The organism is Sulfurihydrogenibium azorense Az-Fu1 (genome assembly GCF_000021545.1).
In the GTDB taxonomy this organism is placed as follows: domain Bacteria; phylum Aquificota; class Aquificia; order Aquificales; family Hydrogenothermaceae; genus Sulfurihydrogenibium; species Sulfurihydrogenibium azorense.
This window is the reverse complement of record NC_012438.1, coordinates 58886-71625: the sequence shown is the minus strand read 5'-3', so window position 1 is coordinate 71625 and position 12740 is coordinate 58886. Positions and strand designations below refer to the sequence as shown.

16 protein-coding genes are annotated in these 12740 nt (G+C 33.3%); 3 read left to right on the top strand and 13 right to left on the bottom strand.

Annotated features, from left to right (window positions below; all coding sequences use genetic code 11):
* Nucleotides 1-8 precede the first annotated feature (8 nt).
* Genes SULAZ_RS00380 through SULAZ_RS00370 form a run of 3 tightly spaced genes read left to right on the top strand, consistent with a single transcriptional unit; the run spans nucleotide 9 to nucleotide 1312 of the window.
* On the top strand, nucleotides 9-674 hold the full coding sequence (locus SULAZ_RS00380; protein WP_012674982.1) for a 2,5-diamino-6-(ribosylamino)-4(3H)-pyrimidinone 5'-phosphate reductase: 666 nt from the start codon (nucleotides 9-11) through the stop codon (nucleotides 672-674).
* Nucleotides 664-906: a molybdopterin converting factor subunit 1 gene (gene moaD, locus SULAZ_RS00375; RefSeq protein WP_012674372.1), complete on the top strand. Its 243-nt coding sequence runs from the start codon at nucleotides 664-666 to the stop codon at nucleotides 904-906. Before SULAZ_RS00380 ends, moaD begins: the two co-directional genes overlap by 11 nt.
* A 58-nt stretch (nucleotides 907-964) precedes the next feature.
* Nucleotides 965-1312, top strand: coding sequence for a cupredoxin domain-containing protein (locus SULAZ_RS00370; protein ID WP_266105190.1), 348 nt, complete (start codon nucleotides 965-967; stop codon nucleotides 1310-1312).
* Here the strand turns inward: SULAZ_RS00370 and SULAZ_RS00365 are convergent.
* The 13 genes from SULAZ_RS00365 to SULAZ_RS00305 form a co-directional block, all read right to left on the bottom strand.
* On the bottom strand, nucleotides 1305-2423 hold the full coding sequence (locus SULAZ_RS00365; protein WP_012673649.1) for an MFS transporter: 1119 nt from the start codon (nucleotides 2421-2423) through the stop codon (nucleotides 1305-1307). The two genes, SULAZ_RS00370 and SULAZ_RS00365, sit on opposite strands and share 8 nt — an antisense overlap.
* On the bottom strand, nucleotides 2423-3154 hold the full coding sequence (locus SULAZ_RS00360) for a pseudouridine synthase (RefSeq protein ID WP_041675747.1): 732 nt from the start codon (nucleotides 3152-3154) through the stop codon (nucleotides 2423-2425). Before SULAZ_RS00360 ends, SULAZ_RS00365 begins: the two co-directional genes overlap by 1 nt.
* 47 nt (nucleotides 3155-3201) lie before the next feature.
* On the bottom strand, nucleotides 3202-3477 hold the full coding sequence (locus tag SULAZ_RS00355) for an HU family DNA-binding protein (protein WP_012673798.1): 276 nt from the start codon (nucleotides 3475-3477) through the stop codon (nucleotides 3202-3204).
* A gap of 101 nt (nucleotides 3478-3578) precedes the next feature.
* Nucleotides 3579-4562: an IS481 family transposase gene (locus tag SULAZ_RS00350; RefSeq protein WP_012673450.1), complete on the bottom strand. Its 984-nt coding sequence runs from the start codon at nucleotides 4560-4562 to the stop codon at nucleotides 3579-3581.
* Nucleotides 4563-4646: 84 nt separating this feature from the next.
* Entirely contained in the window at nucleotides 4647-5531 is an 885-nt protein-coding gene (locus SULAZ_RS00345; protein WP_012673998.1) for a lysophospholipid acyltransferase family protein, read from the bottom strand.
* Nucleotides 5524-5955: an NUDIX hydrolase gene (locus SULAZ_RS00340; RefSeq protein ID WP_012674133.1), complete on the bottom strand. Its 432-nt coding sequence runs from the start codon at nucleotides 5953-5955 to the stop codon at nucleotides 5524-5526. The genes SULAZ_RS00345 and SULAZ_RS00340 overlap by 8 nt, the downstream gene beginning before the upstream one ends.
* A 44-nt stretch (nucleotides 5956-5999) precedes the next feature.
* The gene (locus SULAZ_RS00335; RefSeq protein WP_012673523.1) at nucleotides 6000-7475 is read right to left on the bottom strand and encodes a menaquinone biosynthesis decarboxylase; all 1476 of its coding nucleotides are present in this window, start codon (nucleotides 7473-7475) and stop codon (nucleotides 6000-6002) included.
* A 1-nt stretch (nucleotide 7476) separates the two neighbouring features.
* Entirely contained in the window at nucleotides 7477-8112 is a 636-nt protein-coding gene (locus SULAZ_RS00330; RefSeq protein WP_012674467.1) for a DUF502 domain-containing protein, read from the bottom strand.
* Nucleotides 8112-8960, bottom strand: a complete 849-nt coding sequence (locus SULAZ_RS00325) for an SDH family Clp fold serine proteinase (protein ID WP_012674526.1) — start codon at nucleotides 8958-8960, stop codon at nucleotides 8112-8114. Before SULAZ_RS00325 ends, SULAZ_RS00330 begins: the two co-directional genes overlap by 1 nt.
* 3 nt (nucleotides 8961-8963) lie before the next feature.
* On the bottom strand, nucleotides 8964-9638 hold the full coding sequence (locus tag SULAZ_RS00320) for a dUTP diphosphatase (protein ID WP_012674893.1): 675 nt from the start codon (nucleotides 9636-9638) through the stop codon (nucleotides 8964-8966).
* A gap of 11 nt (nucleotides 9639-9649) precedes the next feature.
* Nucleotides 9650-11200 (bottom strand): glycoside hydrolase family 57 protein, encoded by a 1551-nt coding sequence (locus tag SULAZ_RS00315; protein WP_012673890.1) that lies wholly within the window; start codon nucleotides 11198-11200, stop codon nucleotides 9650-9652.
* Between the two features lie 123 nt (nucleotides 11201-11323).
* The gene (locus tag SULAZ_RS00310) at nucleotides 11324-11557 is read right to left on the bottom strand and encodes a hypothetical protein (protein WP_012675087.1); all 234 of its coding nucleotides are present in this window, start codon (nucleotides 11555-11557) and stop codon (nucleotides 11324-11326) included.
* A gap of 58 nt (nucleotides 11558-11615) precedes the next feature.
* Nucleotides 11616-12740 (bottom strand): KamA family radical SAM protein, encoded by a 1125-nt coding sequence (locus SULAZ_RS00305; protein ID WP_012674143.1) that lies wholly within the window; start codon nucleotides 12738-12740, stop codon nucleotides 11616-11618.

Here is a 12740-nt window from a genome sequence, read left to right as displayed (position 1 = left end):
AGGACGTTATGAAAAGACCTTACACGATAATAATTTCGGAAGTTACTGTCGATGGAAAACTAACACTTGCAAAAGGTGTTTCTTCAAAAGAAATAATGAAATTTATGGATGAAGAGGCAAATAGGTATCTTCACGAGACAAGAGCAAAGGTAGATGGGATAATGGTAGGAGCAGAAACTATAAGAACAGACAACCCATATCTAACAGTAAGATACGTAAAAGGAAAAAATCCTACCAGAATTATACCAACCTCTACGGCTGATATTCCACTGGATGCAAACGTTTTGAAAAAAGATGCACCTACTATAATAATAACAACTGAAAAAGCTCCCGAAGAGAAAATTAAAGCGTTATCAGAAAAAGTAGAAGTTGTGAAGATAGGAGATGAAAAAGTTGACCTAATAAAGATGATGGATTTTCTCTACAACAGAGGAATACGTACATTAATGGTTGAAGGTGGTTCTACTCTTAACTGGAATCTTTTAAATTTAGGTCTTGTTGATGAGATAAGAATAATACATATGCCATTTATAGTAGGTGGAACAGACACCCCTACATTAGTTGGAGGAGAAGGTTTTAAAAATTTAGATGAAGTGATAAGATTAAAGTTAAGAGCTCACTTTATGAGAGGGTCTCATCTAATTACAGAGTGGGAAGTCAAGTATGAAAGTTGAGGTTTTGTACTTTTCTCAGGTAAAAGATAAAGTAGGAAAAAGTAGTGAGATAGTTGATTTTAATGGTAATACCGTAGAAGATTTAATCAACTATTTAACAAAGATTTATCCAAACATTAGAGACATACTACAAAAGTCTATGATTGCAGTTAATGAAAACTATGCAGAAAAAGACAGTATTTTAAATGAAAATGATAAAGTTGCTATAATACCACCTGTAAGTGGGGGATAGTTTTCAAAACAAGGAACCTAAAATGAGATTTTTAAAAATTTTTTACTTAATAGGGCTTTTGTTAATCATTTTATCCTGCACCAAAACAGAAGAAAAACCAGATTTAGTCGTAGATATAAAAGTGTCAAAAAATGGATACGAGCCAAATGTTATAACCGTTGAAAGGAACAAAGTAGTGCTTTTTAGAATTACAGCTGTAGATGAAGGGATAGAACAAGAGCCAAACTCAAAATACTACGGACACTGCTTTTACATACTTCCACCTTACGATGTTATGGTAGAAAATATAAAAAACGGAGAAACAAGAGAAGTAAAAGTAAAGATGATATACCCAGGACATCACATATTTACCTGTCCATACTGCGTTGATTTTTTCCCAACAAAAGGTGATATTTACGTTAAGTAGAAAATCTTTTAGAGTACAAAAATATAAAAAAACCTAAAATCGGAAAAACACTCATAAGCATTGCTGACAACCTATAGTTATCCTGTGTTATGAAAAGCAACGTTCCCCAGATAAACAATCCAGTTGTTGAAGCAAGTCTTTCTGTTAAAGATAAAAAAGACATCCTTGTAGATACTTCTTCTTGGGGAAATTTTGAGATGATATAAACCCTTGATACTGTCCAAAGATGTGCTAAAGAAAATCCAGCAACAAATCCAGCTACTAAGATTAAATCCCCATGAACAACAGGTAAAACTATTAAAAAACCTGCCCATAAGAAAAATCCTAGTGGAAATACCTTATCACTTGAAAATTTATCTAAAACCTTACCCCAGAAAATACCACCCACTATACCACCTACAGCTGAAAGACCGATTACCTTATAAATCTGGCTATCTTCCAAAGCAAACACATTTTTTAGGTATATACTCATCATAGCTATTAATGTATTTGCTACCTCTGTTAAGGATAAGATTGATACTATAGTAAGGATAAACTTTTTATCTTTAAACACCTCTTTTAGACTTACATTATGTTTTAAAGATGGATTTTCTAAAAAGAAAAAAGAAGGAAGAGCAAACAAGAAGAAAATCAAACCTGTTATAAAGTAAACATTTGGGATAGACAAAACCTTTGCAAAAAAGATAAGAGCAATAGCTGAACCAATGTACCCAAAACTTACACCAAGTCCCGATGCTAAGCCTTTTGTTTCAAAGTTTAAAAGTAAAGAGTTATAAAAAACAAAACTTTGCTGATGAGCTATAGACATAAGAGAAAAAACAATTAGAGATAAAATTGGCATACTTTCTAAAAATCCTAAAGAAAAACAAAGAATAGTCGTCAAAGTAGCAAAAACGATAAATCCTTCTTTCCTTTTTCCAGTTCTATCAACATACTTACCCAGCTGTAGTGCAAACAAGAAAGATAGTAAAAATGTAAAACTGTAAACATAACTATAGATTTTAGGGTCTACGTACTTTGTTATATAAAGGGGAAAGAATACAGAGTAAACCATAGCTCCCAGTATGGTTTCTCCTGTATCAAATAGAGAGAAAGACAGAATTTTTTTCATTAATCTAGTTTAACAAGACTCTTTAATTTTCTTATCTCTTCTTCTGTTAAAGGACGGTAATCTCCAGGTTGAAGGTTTTCATCAAGCTTTAGATTACCCATCCTTACTCTTTTTAAATATTTAACAGGATGACCTAAAGATTCCATTATTTTTTTTACTATATGGTATTTTCCTTCTGAAACAGTTATTAAAACTTTAGACTCTTCTTCTAAGGCTGATAAAACTTTTACTTTAAAAGGCTTTGTTTTATACTTATCTTTTTTTAGGTAAATACCTTCTTTTTCAAAAGGTGAAAAATCAATTTTAGATACGTCCCCTTCTACGATGGCGTAGTATTCTTTTTCTATGTTCCATTTTGGATGGGCTAATCTGTGTGCTAATTGACCATCTGTAGTTAGTATCAAAAGTCCTTCTGTATCTAAGTCTAATCTGCCTATTGGAAAAAGTTTGTCTTTTACAGTTTCATCATCCAGCAAACTTATTACTGTTGGAAAATTTTCATCGTAAGTAGCAGTTATATATCCTAAAGGTTTGTTTAACATAAAGTAAAAATTTTCTTGATAGTTAACATCTTCATCTTCTACGCTAACTTTATCTTTCAATGGGTCTATATGAATAGAAGGGTCTTTAACTTCTTTATCGTTTACTTTTACAAACCCTTTTTTTATAAGTTTTTGAACCTCAGACCTACTTCCAAAACCTTGATTTGCTAAAAATCTATCTAGTCTAATATTGAGCTCCTTTTTACAAGGGGGCTCTTAAACCCCCTTTTTTTAATTTACTTATTTACAGCTTCTTTTAAGGCTTTAGCAGCTGTAAATGCTACTACTTTTCTTGCAGGGATTTTAATTTCTTTTCCTGTTCTTGGGTTTCTACCTTTTCTTTCCTTTCTTTCTCTTATGTTAAAAATTCCAAATCCAGGAATAGCTACTCTTTCTCCTTTAGAGATTGCCTCTACTACTGTTTCTATAGCTGCGTTTACTGCTTTTTCTGCAGCAGCTTTTTTTAAACCAGCTTTCTGTGCAACAGCTGAGATAAGTTCTTTCTTTGTCATATCACACCCTCCTACAACGTGTTTTTTAACAAAAATTAAATTTACCTAAAAAATTTTGTATGAGTTCTATACATCGTGAACACCTTCACCTAAAAATTTTATCATACTCCATAAACAATGTCTGCTGGTCTTTTGTATCCTAAAGAATGATGTGGCCTTATAAAATTGTACTTCCTTACATACTTCCTTAACTTCTTATTCATCTCCTCTAATGTGTAATCTAATCCCTCTATCAACCATAACTCCTCTTCTATTGTCCTTATCAATCTTTCTACAACACCATTAGTCTTTGGACTCCTTGGATAGCTAAAGTAATGCTCCACTCCTATATCCGTTAAATACTTGTTAAACTCCCCTAAAAACTCACTCCCGTTATCTGTTTGTACCCTCTTTATCTCAAATTCAAAATACTCATTTAACTCAATATAAAATTCTTTTGTTTTCTTTGAATTTTTACTTTCATATACCCGTGCAAAACAAAATCTGCTATACTTATCTATAGCTGTGAATTGGTAATATGTTGCACCTGCGATGTTCAGGTGTTTTACGTCTATTTGTACTACATCCCCTGGGGCTTGTGCTTGCAAGCCTCTTTTTGTCCTTTTCTTCTTTATACTCTTTTTTCTTTTGTTTTGTATTTTAATTGATTTTGTTCTCTCTATTAATCCTTCTTCTTTTAATACTTTATACACTGTAGATGGTGATACTTTTATGTTTTTTTCTTCTTGTAGATATGCCGATATTTTTTCTTTGCTCCAAGTTGGGTTTTGTTTCCTGACTTTTATTATTTGTTCTCTGTACTGATTTCTTATAGTTGGTTTTCTTGTGTTTTTTGGTGTTTTAGGTCTATCAAGAAGTCCTTCAAGTCCGTCTTTTTTGTATCTTTCAAACCATTTATAGAAGGTAGTTCTTGATATTCCGAAGTATCTGCAGGTTTTGGATATATTTTTTGTATCTTGGTAGTGCTGTATCCATTTTAGTCTTTTTTTGGCTTCTTTTGTTAAAGGAATGTCTTTAATCTTGTTTGATAGTTTTTTAGGAAAGAGTGTTGTCATATACATAGGGGTTCCTATAATACCTTTCATATAACCTACCTCCTGTTTTTGTTGAAATTATTTTAAAGGGGTAGGTGTTCACTGTGTATTGAAACTTATACAAATTTTTATTTGTCAATATATTTTTTCTAAATCCTCGTTCTCTCTTGTTTTCCACCTTTTGTGAACCCATAGGTACTGGTCAGGATGTTTTCTTACATACTCTTCTATCTTTTTCGTGTAAGCTTGTGTGATATTAAAAGCTGTTTCTTCTTCTGCAGTGCCTTGTTGATACTCTAATCTTTCTACCGTAATGTAATACTTTTTATCTTCTTCATTAAAGTAAATGTACGAGACCAAAATAGGGACTTTATATTTTGCAACTAACTTAGCAGGAAAGTTTACCGTTGAAGCTTTAAGCCCGAAAAAATCAACAAAGTAGCCTCTATGTTTTAAAGCGTTTTGGTCTACTAAGAAGCTTATTACTTCCCTGTTTTTTAAAGCGTTTATAAAGTACTTTAAAGGTTGGTCGTGATAGATTATTTTTATTCCTGACTGTTCTCTTATCTGGGTTATTATCTTGTTAATTTTTTCATTTTTTTGTCTGTAAGCAAGGCTCGTAAGACCGTTTAAGTAGTAGGATAGGCCTGTTCCACACATTTCCCAGCTTGATATATGACCTGATACTATTATTCCTCCTGATTTTTTTATTTCTTCTAAAAGATTTAAACCTTTTTCTATTTTAACGATATCTTTTATCTCTCTGGACTTTACATAATAAGGTTGCCTTGGAAATTCAACAAGAACTCTTCCTATGTTTTGTAAAGATTTTTTTCTTATAAAATCTTTCCAGTTTTGGTCTTTATCTGGAAAAGCTATACTTAGATTTTTTTCAATAACATCCTTACGGTAGTTGATAAAGTATAAAAAATTTCCAATCTGATTTGCTTTTCTTAGTGCTTTTTCTCTGTCTAAACTTTTAAAATAATTGAAGGTAAAGTCTATAAGTTTATCAAGCATTAACTTTTGAGAGCTGTTTTAACTTTTTAACTGCCAAAGAGAATATTTTTTTATCTTTGTCAAAGGATAGTTTTTCCTCTACTTGATTTATAGGAACCCACTCTGCAGATTCTATCTCTTCTTTTTGGGGGTTTAACTCTCCACCTACGTATTTCATAAGGTAGTAGTAAACAAACTTGTGAATTGTATCAACACCTGACCTGTACCAGTACTCTACATTTCCTAAGTAATCAAGGACTTCTGCATCTACTCCTGTTTCTTCTTTAACTTCTCTTACAGCTGCATCCTCTCTCTTTTCAGTTCTTTCTATATTTCCTTTTGGAAAACCGTACCTATCTTTATTTTTAATTAGTAGAATATAAATTTGGTCTTGGTCTTCTTTAAATACAACTCCACCTGCAGAAAATTCCCACTTTACACTCATATTCCACTCCTGTCTAATTTTGGTTAAAAATTTTTAAAAAAATATTATATCATCTCTAACATATTTTTTAGTATTTCTTCCCAAACAGGAAGGACTTTTTTCTTCACACTTTCATCCATTTTAGCAACTTCTGGCCAATCTCTTAGGTAGCCTTCTTCTTTCCATTTCGTAGTAGCATCTATTCCCATTTTTCCACCAAAACCAACGTAGTTTGTTGAGTGGTCTAAAACGTCTATAACTCCTTTTTGTATTATTACATCCCTTGATGGATCAACGTTGTTTCCCCATATCCATAATACTTCATTTATATCTTGAACGTTTACCCAGTCATCAAATACAACTATATTTTTTTCAAACATGAGTTGTCCCAGTCCCCAAAGTGCGTTTATTACTTTAAAGGCATGACCCGGATATCTTTTCTTGATAGAAACAAAGGCAAAGTTATGGAAACATCCAGCAATAGGTAGGTTGTAATCAACAATTTCTGGTAGATTAAACTGAACCATTGGAAGGAATATTCTTTCTGTGGCTTTTCCAAGCCAGCCGTCTTCCATAGGTGGTTTTCCTACTATCGTTGTTTGATAGATAGGATCTTTCCTGTGGGTTATACATGTTATATGCATTAAAGGATACTTATCTACTGGTGTGTAGAATCCTGTGTGGTCTCCAAATGGTCCTTCATCGTGTAAAGGTTCTGATGGGTCTATGTAGCCCTCTATAACAATCTCTGCATCGGCAGGGACTTCCAACGGAACTGTTTCACACTTTACTAATTTAATACCTTTTTCTCTTATTATCCCAGCAAATAGAAACTCGTCAACATCTTCTGGAAGTGGAGCTGAGGCACAGTAAGTTATTACAGGGTCTGCACCTATAACTATCGCTACAGGTATTTTTTGTCCTAACTTTTTGGCTTTCCAGTAGTGGTGTGAACCACCTTTGTGTATCTGCCAGTGAACTGTTACTTTGTTTTTATCTATCAGTTGGATTCTATACATTCCTATGTTTCTTATACCGTTTTCAGGGTCTTTTGATATTACTATCGGAAGCGTTATAAACCTTCCCCCGTCTTTTGGCCAGCATTTCAAAACAGGAAATTCAAATACGTTAACATCATTTCCTTTTTTTATTACCTCTTTACATTTTCCATCTTTTACTACAACTGGTAGAGCATCGTTGAGTTTTTTTAGCTCTGGGAGTTTTTTTATCTTTTCTAAAAATGTGTTAGGTATTTCTGGCTTTACTATCTTGTAGAGCTTCCATCCTATATCTTCAAAATTTTTAACTCCTAATGCCATCTTCATTCGTTTTTCACTACCGAAGGCGTTTATAAGGACAGGTATACCTTCGTAACCTTCAACATTCTCAAACAGTAGTGCTTTTCCACCGTTGGGCATCTTCATCATTCTGTCTGCTATCTCTGTGATTTCAAGGATAGGACTTACCTTTGATTTTACTTTGATAAGTTCATTGTTTTTTTCTAAATCTCTTATAAACTCTCTAAGGTCTTCGTAAGGCATACTACTCTCCGTTTGCAGAGACTTCTCCTGCTGGGACTTGGTTGTCTTTAAGTAATTTTATATGTTTTTTTATTACAAGTCCACCTGATACAATGGTCCTCATTGCTTCTTCAACGGTTAAATCTGTTATTATAATGTCCTGTTTTTTTACCATAATGGCAAACCCAGAAGTTGGGTTGATTGCAGCTGGGACAAAAACTATGTAGTAATCTTCGTCACATATTTTTAACTGATTAGCTATAAACCCAATAGCGTATGTATCCTGATGGGGAAACCTAACAAGGGCAACTTTTGAAAAGTTTTCTTTCTTTGAGAAAAGTGTTTCCATCGTCTGTTTTGTAGCATTGTAAACAGAACCTGCAACGGGAATTTTTGATATTAAGGATTCTACGTACGCTAAGAACTTTTTACCGAAGTAGTTTTGGGCAAGAAGTCCAAGCAGGAATATTATAGAAAGTGTTACTATTATACCAAGTCCCGGAATGTGAGGTGTTGGAATTCCTATCTCTTCTAAATATGGAAGTATTAAGTTGTTTACTACGGAGAGAAGGGTCTTTATAACCCATACAGTTACAATTATAGGTATTAAGACAAATAATCCTGTTATAAATATGTTTTTAAAGTTTATACTTTTCATTACTTTTTAACTGCCTCTGGTCTTCTTACTGGTTCTGGTAGGTACTGAACTGCAGGTATACCTGTAGGTTGAGGATATAAGTCCATTAGTGCGTAAACCTCTTCTGGCATATCTGTAGATACGTTTAATCCAAGTTGTTTTAAATGTTCTACAGTAATAGGAAAGTCGTGGGTGTACTTTCCTTGAGAGAGTTCTTCTGCTATTATCTGTGCTTTTTCTAAAGGATGACCTTTTTTAACTAAAAGATTTACTACTGTGTCGTACATCTGTTTTAATGCTTTTTTACTCATGTCTATCTTCACCAAAGTTTGGTCATCTATGTCTTTAGGATCTTTTAGTTTTTCTATGGCTACTAAAGAAGCTGCTGGTTCTGCTCCAAGTTGTGGGTCTACAGGTCCTAAAACTGCATGATTATCCATTAATATCTCGTCAGCTGCTAAGGCTATTAAAGTTCCTCCTGACATTGCAAAGTGAGGTACAATTACTCTTACTTTCGCAGGATGGTCTGCTAATGCTTTTGCTATCTGAGTAGCTGCCAGTGCAATTCCTCCTGGGGTATGAATAATAAAGTCTATTGGTTTGTCTTTAGGTGTCATTCTTATTGCCCTTAAAACAGCTTCTGAGTCTTCTATGGTTATCATCCTCATCATAAAAAAGCCAAACAAAGACCTTGTTTCTTGTCTGTGAATAAGAGTTATGACTTTGCTACCGTATTTATCTTCTATAGCTTTTAATATTCTCTCTCTGCTCCATTGAAGCATTTGAGCTTGTAGTATAGGCATTATAATCATAAAAAGGAATATCAGCCAAAATAACTGGCTTATGAAAAAAAATCCTGTATTTTCCATGTTCTACACTCCTATTTTAGTAAATTCTTCTCTTATTTTAGTTTCCAGCTGGTTCATGTCATTAATCTCTTTTATTAATTTTATCAAATATTTATTATCTTCCAATCCGTTAATCACTTTCTTGTAATCTCCAGATTTGTATCCCATCTCCTGTCTAATGTGGTTTAATATGTTTTTACCCATGTAAAGTAAATAAAGCCTATCAAAACCCATTAACCTTTTTGTGATTAATCCGAAAAAGAATAGTACACCGTTTAGATCTTGTTTTAAAGCTTTTTCTGCTATTCTTTCAAGTAAAAATATATACTCTTTATACTTATCAGCGTTGTTTTGGTATATATCTGCTAAGTAGTGATTTATATAATCTCCTTCTATACCTTTAAGATTGGTAAAATCCTCATTTAAACCTTTGTAAAGGTAGGTTAAATCTGGCTTGTTTTCCATAAGAATGAGAGATAGAATAAAGTGGAAGATATCAGCAAGTTCTATCTCGAGATTTTCTAAATCCGGTTCTACTTTTTTCCACCACTTCCAAGGAAGGCTTTCTACAGCTTCTGCACATTCAAGCCATATAGCCCTGTAAAAGTCTTCCTTTTTTCTTATCTGTTTCCAGTTTTCGTTTATCTTCTTGTTAAGGGTGTCTTGTAAGTCTAAACACTGTTTTATCTTTTCATCCAACTTTAACTCCTTTATAAAATATCTGAGAATATTGAATTTTTTTCTTTTAACTTGGTTAAGTAACCAAAATCTATTATATTTGTATCTAACATCTCTTTCAACCTGTAAAAGTTGCCTATATGCTCTTTAAGTCTGTTTGTTGCATACTGTTTTGCTGTTTGTGTAGTTATTAAAAAAGTCCAATCGCTACTTTGGGCTAAAAGAAGCTCTCTTTCCATCTGTTTTATTATATCATTACTTTCGTATACTTTCTTTACTTTCACAAGGTCTTCTTCCATTTGGTGAAGGTATTTGTAAACCCAATGATTTTCTGGATTTAACCAAACTTCGTAATATCCTTTATCTCCCCAAGATGAAGGAGAAGGTCTAACTACCTGATTTTCAGGGTAAAGGTCTAAATACTCAGAAGGAGTTATTGGTTTAAACTGTTTGTAAGTATCTATCATCTTAAATACGTTATATAAAAAGTCAGGACCTTCAAACCACCAATGTCCAAAAAGTTCTGCGTCGTACGGACTTACTACTAGAGGAAGTCTATCCATATACTTTGATAGATGTTCCATCTGTTTTTCTCTTGATATGTGAAAGTGTCCTGCATGTACTTTCGTCATCTCATAAGCTTTATCCGGGTCGTAAGGTTTTTTCTGTGATAAATCTACATCTCCTGTAATTTTATAGTACTTTATTCCGGTATAAACCCTTACTCCATCTGGACTTATAAAATCTTTGATGTACTCAAAGTCAAGGTCAAAACCTATATCCCTGTAAAAATCTCTGTAGTTTGGGTCTCCGGGATAGCCTTCTTTTGCACTCCATACCTGTTTTGATGATTCTGGGTCTCTTGCAAAAACTGCTACTTTTGAAGGTGTATAAACAGGAGCAAAAACGCCGTACCTTGGAAAAGGTTTTCCAAATATAACACCGTGGGAATCTAGAAAAAAGTACTCAATACCATACTTTGAAAGTATCTTATCAAGTCCATCGTAGTATGCACATTCAGCAAGCCATATACCTTTTGGTTTTTTTCCAAAGAATCTCTCATGGGATTTTACGGCTAAATCTATCTGTCTTTCTATGGCCGTGATGTTTGGAGATAGCAGAGGTAAAAATCCATGGGTAGCATTACAGGTAATTATCTCTAAATTTTTACTCTCTTCAAAGTATCTATATCCGTTTAAGACGTTTCTACCTAAAAATCCGTAGTAAAAATCTTTTATCTTTAAAAATCTTTCATTGTAAAACCTTGCAAGCTTGTTAAATGTAGGACTTGCTTTTGTTCTGTTTATCTCTTTTTCTGTAAGGAGTATCATTTTATCTAAGTACTTTTCATACTTAGACATTAAATGTTTATCTGTTAGCATACTTAGTAGTGGTGGAGTTAAAGAAGTTGTGAGTCTAAAGTCAACATTTTCATCTTTAAGTTGTTTAAAAGTCATTAAAAGTGGAATGTAAGTTTCGGTGATTGCTTCAAAGAGCCAGTGTTCTTCCAAAAAGTACTCATACTCTGGATGTTTTACAAATGGTAAGTGGGAATGTAAAACAAGCATCCAATAACCTTTCATATTATTCTCCCCCTTGGGATTTTATAGGTATATTATATATTGAATTTAGTTAAGATTTTTTGAATAAAAGATTAAGAAAGAATGATAGATAGAAGGGGGATTGTATCCCCCTTTATTGATGAATTACTTTTGTTCAGCTGGTTTTTGTTCTCCTGCTGGTTGTTGTTCAGCTGGTGCAGCTTGTTGTTGCTCTTGACCTGCTGGTTGTTGTTCAGCTGGTGCTGGAGCTGGTGCTGCTTGTTGCTCAGCCGGTGCTGGAGCTTGTTGCTCAGCTGGTTGTTCTTCTTTCTTTTGGCAGCTGAAAAGTAAAGATGCTGATAATACAGCTGCTACTGATCCAAGTACTAATTTTTTCATCACAAATACCTCCTCAAAAAAATTTTGGAAAGATTATAACATAAAAATCTATATTTTTTCAAATTTTTATTTTGACTGTTTTACCTTGGTAATTTTTAAACTCATAAAACCCATTCTTTTTACTTATTAAATACTCTGGGAGTAAAGGTACTTTACCTAACCCGTTTACAAGGTCTACCGCAAAGGTAGGATTGCCTAAACCTGAAACCCTTCCCCTTAGATGTTCCATTATTTCAAGACCTTTCTCTATTCCGGTTTTAAAGTGGTAAACACCTTTTGTTGGGTCACAGTGGAATAAGTAGTATGGTTTTATTTTTACTTTTAAAAGTGACCTCATTAAATTTTCCATTGTATATTTATCATCGTTTATACCTTTTAGTAAAACTGTTTGATTTAATACAGGTGTTCCTGTAGACAAGATGTTTTTAACTGCCTTCTTTGTTTCAGAAGTTATTTCGTTTGGATGATTAAAGTGGGTAACTATCCATACTTTATCGTACTTTTCAAAAATCTCCAGTAGCTCCTCATCGTAAAATCTAAAAGGGTTTGATACAAGCTCTCTTGAGCCTATTCTTATTATATCTACATGGTCTATTTCATAAAGATTTTTAATTATGTACTCAATTTTTTGATTGGGAAGTGTAAGAGGGTCTCCACCTGATACTAAAACTTCTTTTATAGCTTTATTTGACTTTATGTATTCAAACATAACATCGTACTCTTGTTTTGTCCTTGCTCTTTCATCTTCTAAAAACATTCTTTTTCTCATACAATGTCTACAGTAAACACTACAAAAATTTGTTGCTCTAAATAAAACCCTATCAGGATATCTATGGGTGAGTCCGAGTACTGGAGATTTTTCATCTTCTAAAAATGGGTCTAAAAAAGCCCCTTCTTGGTATTTTTCGTCTATCTCTTTTTCATCTGGTAGTATCTGTTTTAAAATTGGGTCTTCTAAGTTAGTTCTATCAGCTAAAAAAATGTAGTAAGGTGTTGTTCCAAAGTGGTAAATCTGGGAAACTTTTTTAAATACATCTTCGTTTACGTTAGGCAGTATTTTCTTTATATCTTCTAACGTCTTTAAACGGTTTTTTATCTGCCACTTCCAATCTTTCCACTGGTATTGTGATATTTCACTGTAAAGTGGTATCTCTTTCCAGTACTCTCCCTCTAATACTCTCAA

Excerpts from the sequence above, each read along its gene's own strand:
- SULAZ_RS00380 (WP_012674982.1), top strand. The coding sequence starts at position 9 with ATGAAAAGACCTTACACGATAATAATTTCGGAAGTTACTGTCGATGGA.
- moaD (WP_012674372.1), top strand. The coding sequence starts at position 664 with ATGAAAGTTGAGGTTTTGTACTTTTCTCAGGTAAAAGATAAAGTAGGA.
- SULAZ_RS00365 (WP_012673649.1), bottom strand. The coding sequence starts at position 2,423 with ATGAAAAAAATTCTGTCTTTCTCTCTATTTGATACAGGAGAAACCATA.
- SULAZ_RS00355 (WP_012673798.1), bottom strand. The coding sequence starts at position 3,477 with ATGACAAAGAAAGAACTTATCTCAGCTGTTGCACAGAAAGCTGGTTTA.
- SULAZ_RS00350 (WP_012673450.1), bottom strand. The coding sequence starts at position 4,562 with ATGAAAGGTATTATAGGAACCCCTATGTATATGACAACACTCTTTCCT.
- SULAZ_RS00345 (WP_012673998.1), bottom strand. The coding sequence starts at position 5,531 with ATGCTTGATAAACTTATAGACTTTACCTTCAATTATTTTAAAAGTTTA.
- SULAZ_RS00340 (WP_012674133.1), bottom strand. The coding sequence starts at position 5,955 with ATGAGTGTAAAGTGGGAATTTTCTGCAGGTGGAGTTGTATTTAAAGAA.
- SULAZ_RS00335 (WP_012673523.1), bottom strand. The coding sequence starts at position 7,475 with ATGCCTTACGAAGACCTTAGAGAGTTTATAAGAGATTTAGAAAAAAAC.
- SULAZ_RS00330 (WP_012674467.1), bottom strand. The coding sequence starts at position 8,112 with ATGAAAAGTATAAACTTTAAAAACATATTTATAACAGGATTATTTGTC.
- SULAZ_RS00325 (WP_012674526.1), bottom strand. The coding sequence starts at position 8,960 with ATGGAAAATACAGGATTTTTTTTCATAAGCCAGTTATTTTGGCTGATA.
- SULAZ_RS00315 (WP_012673890.1), bottom strand. The coding sequence starts at position 11,200 with ATGAAAGGTTATTGGATGCTTGTTTTACATTCCCACTTACCATTTGTA.
- SULAZ_RS00310 (WP_012675087.1), bottom strand. The coding sequence starts at position 11,557 with ATGAAAAAATTAGTACTTGGATCAGTAGCAGCTGTATTATCAGCATCT.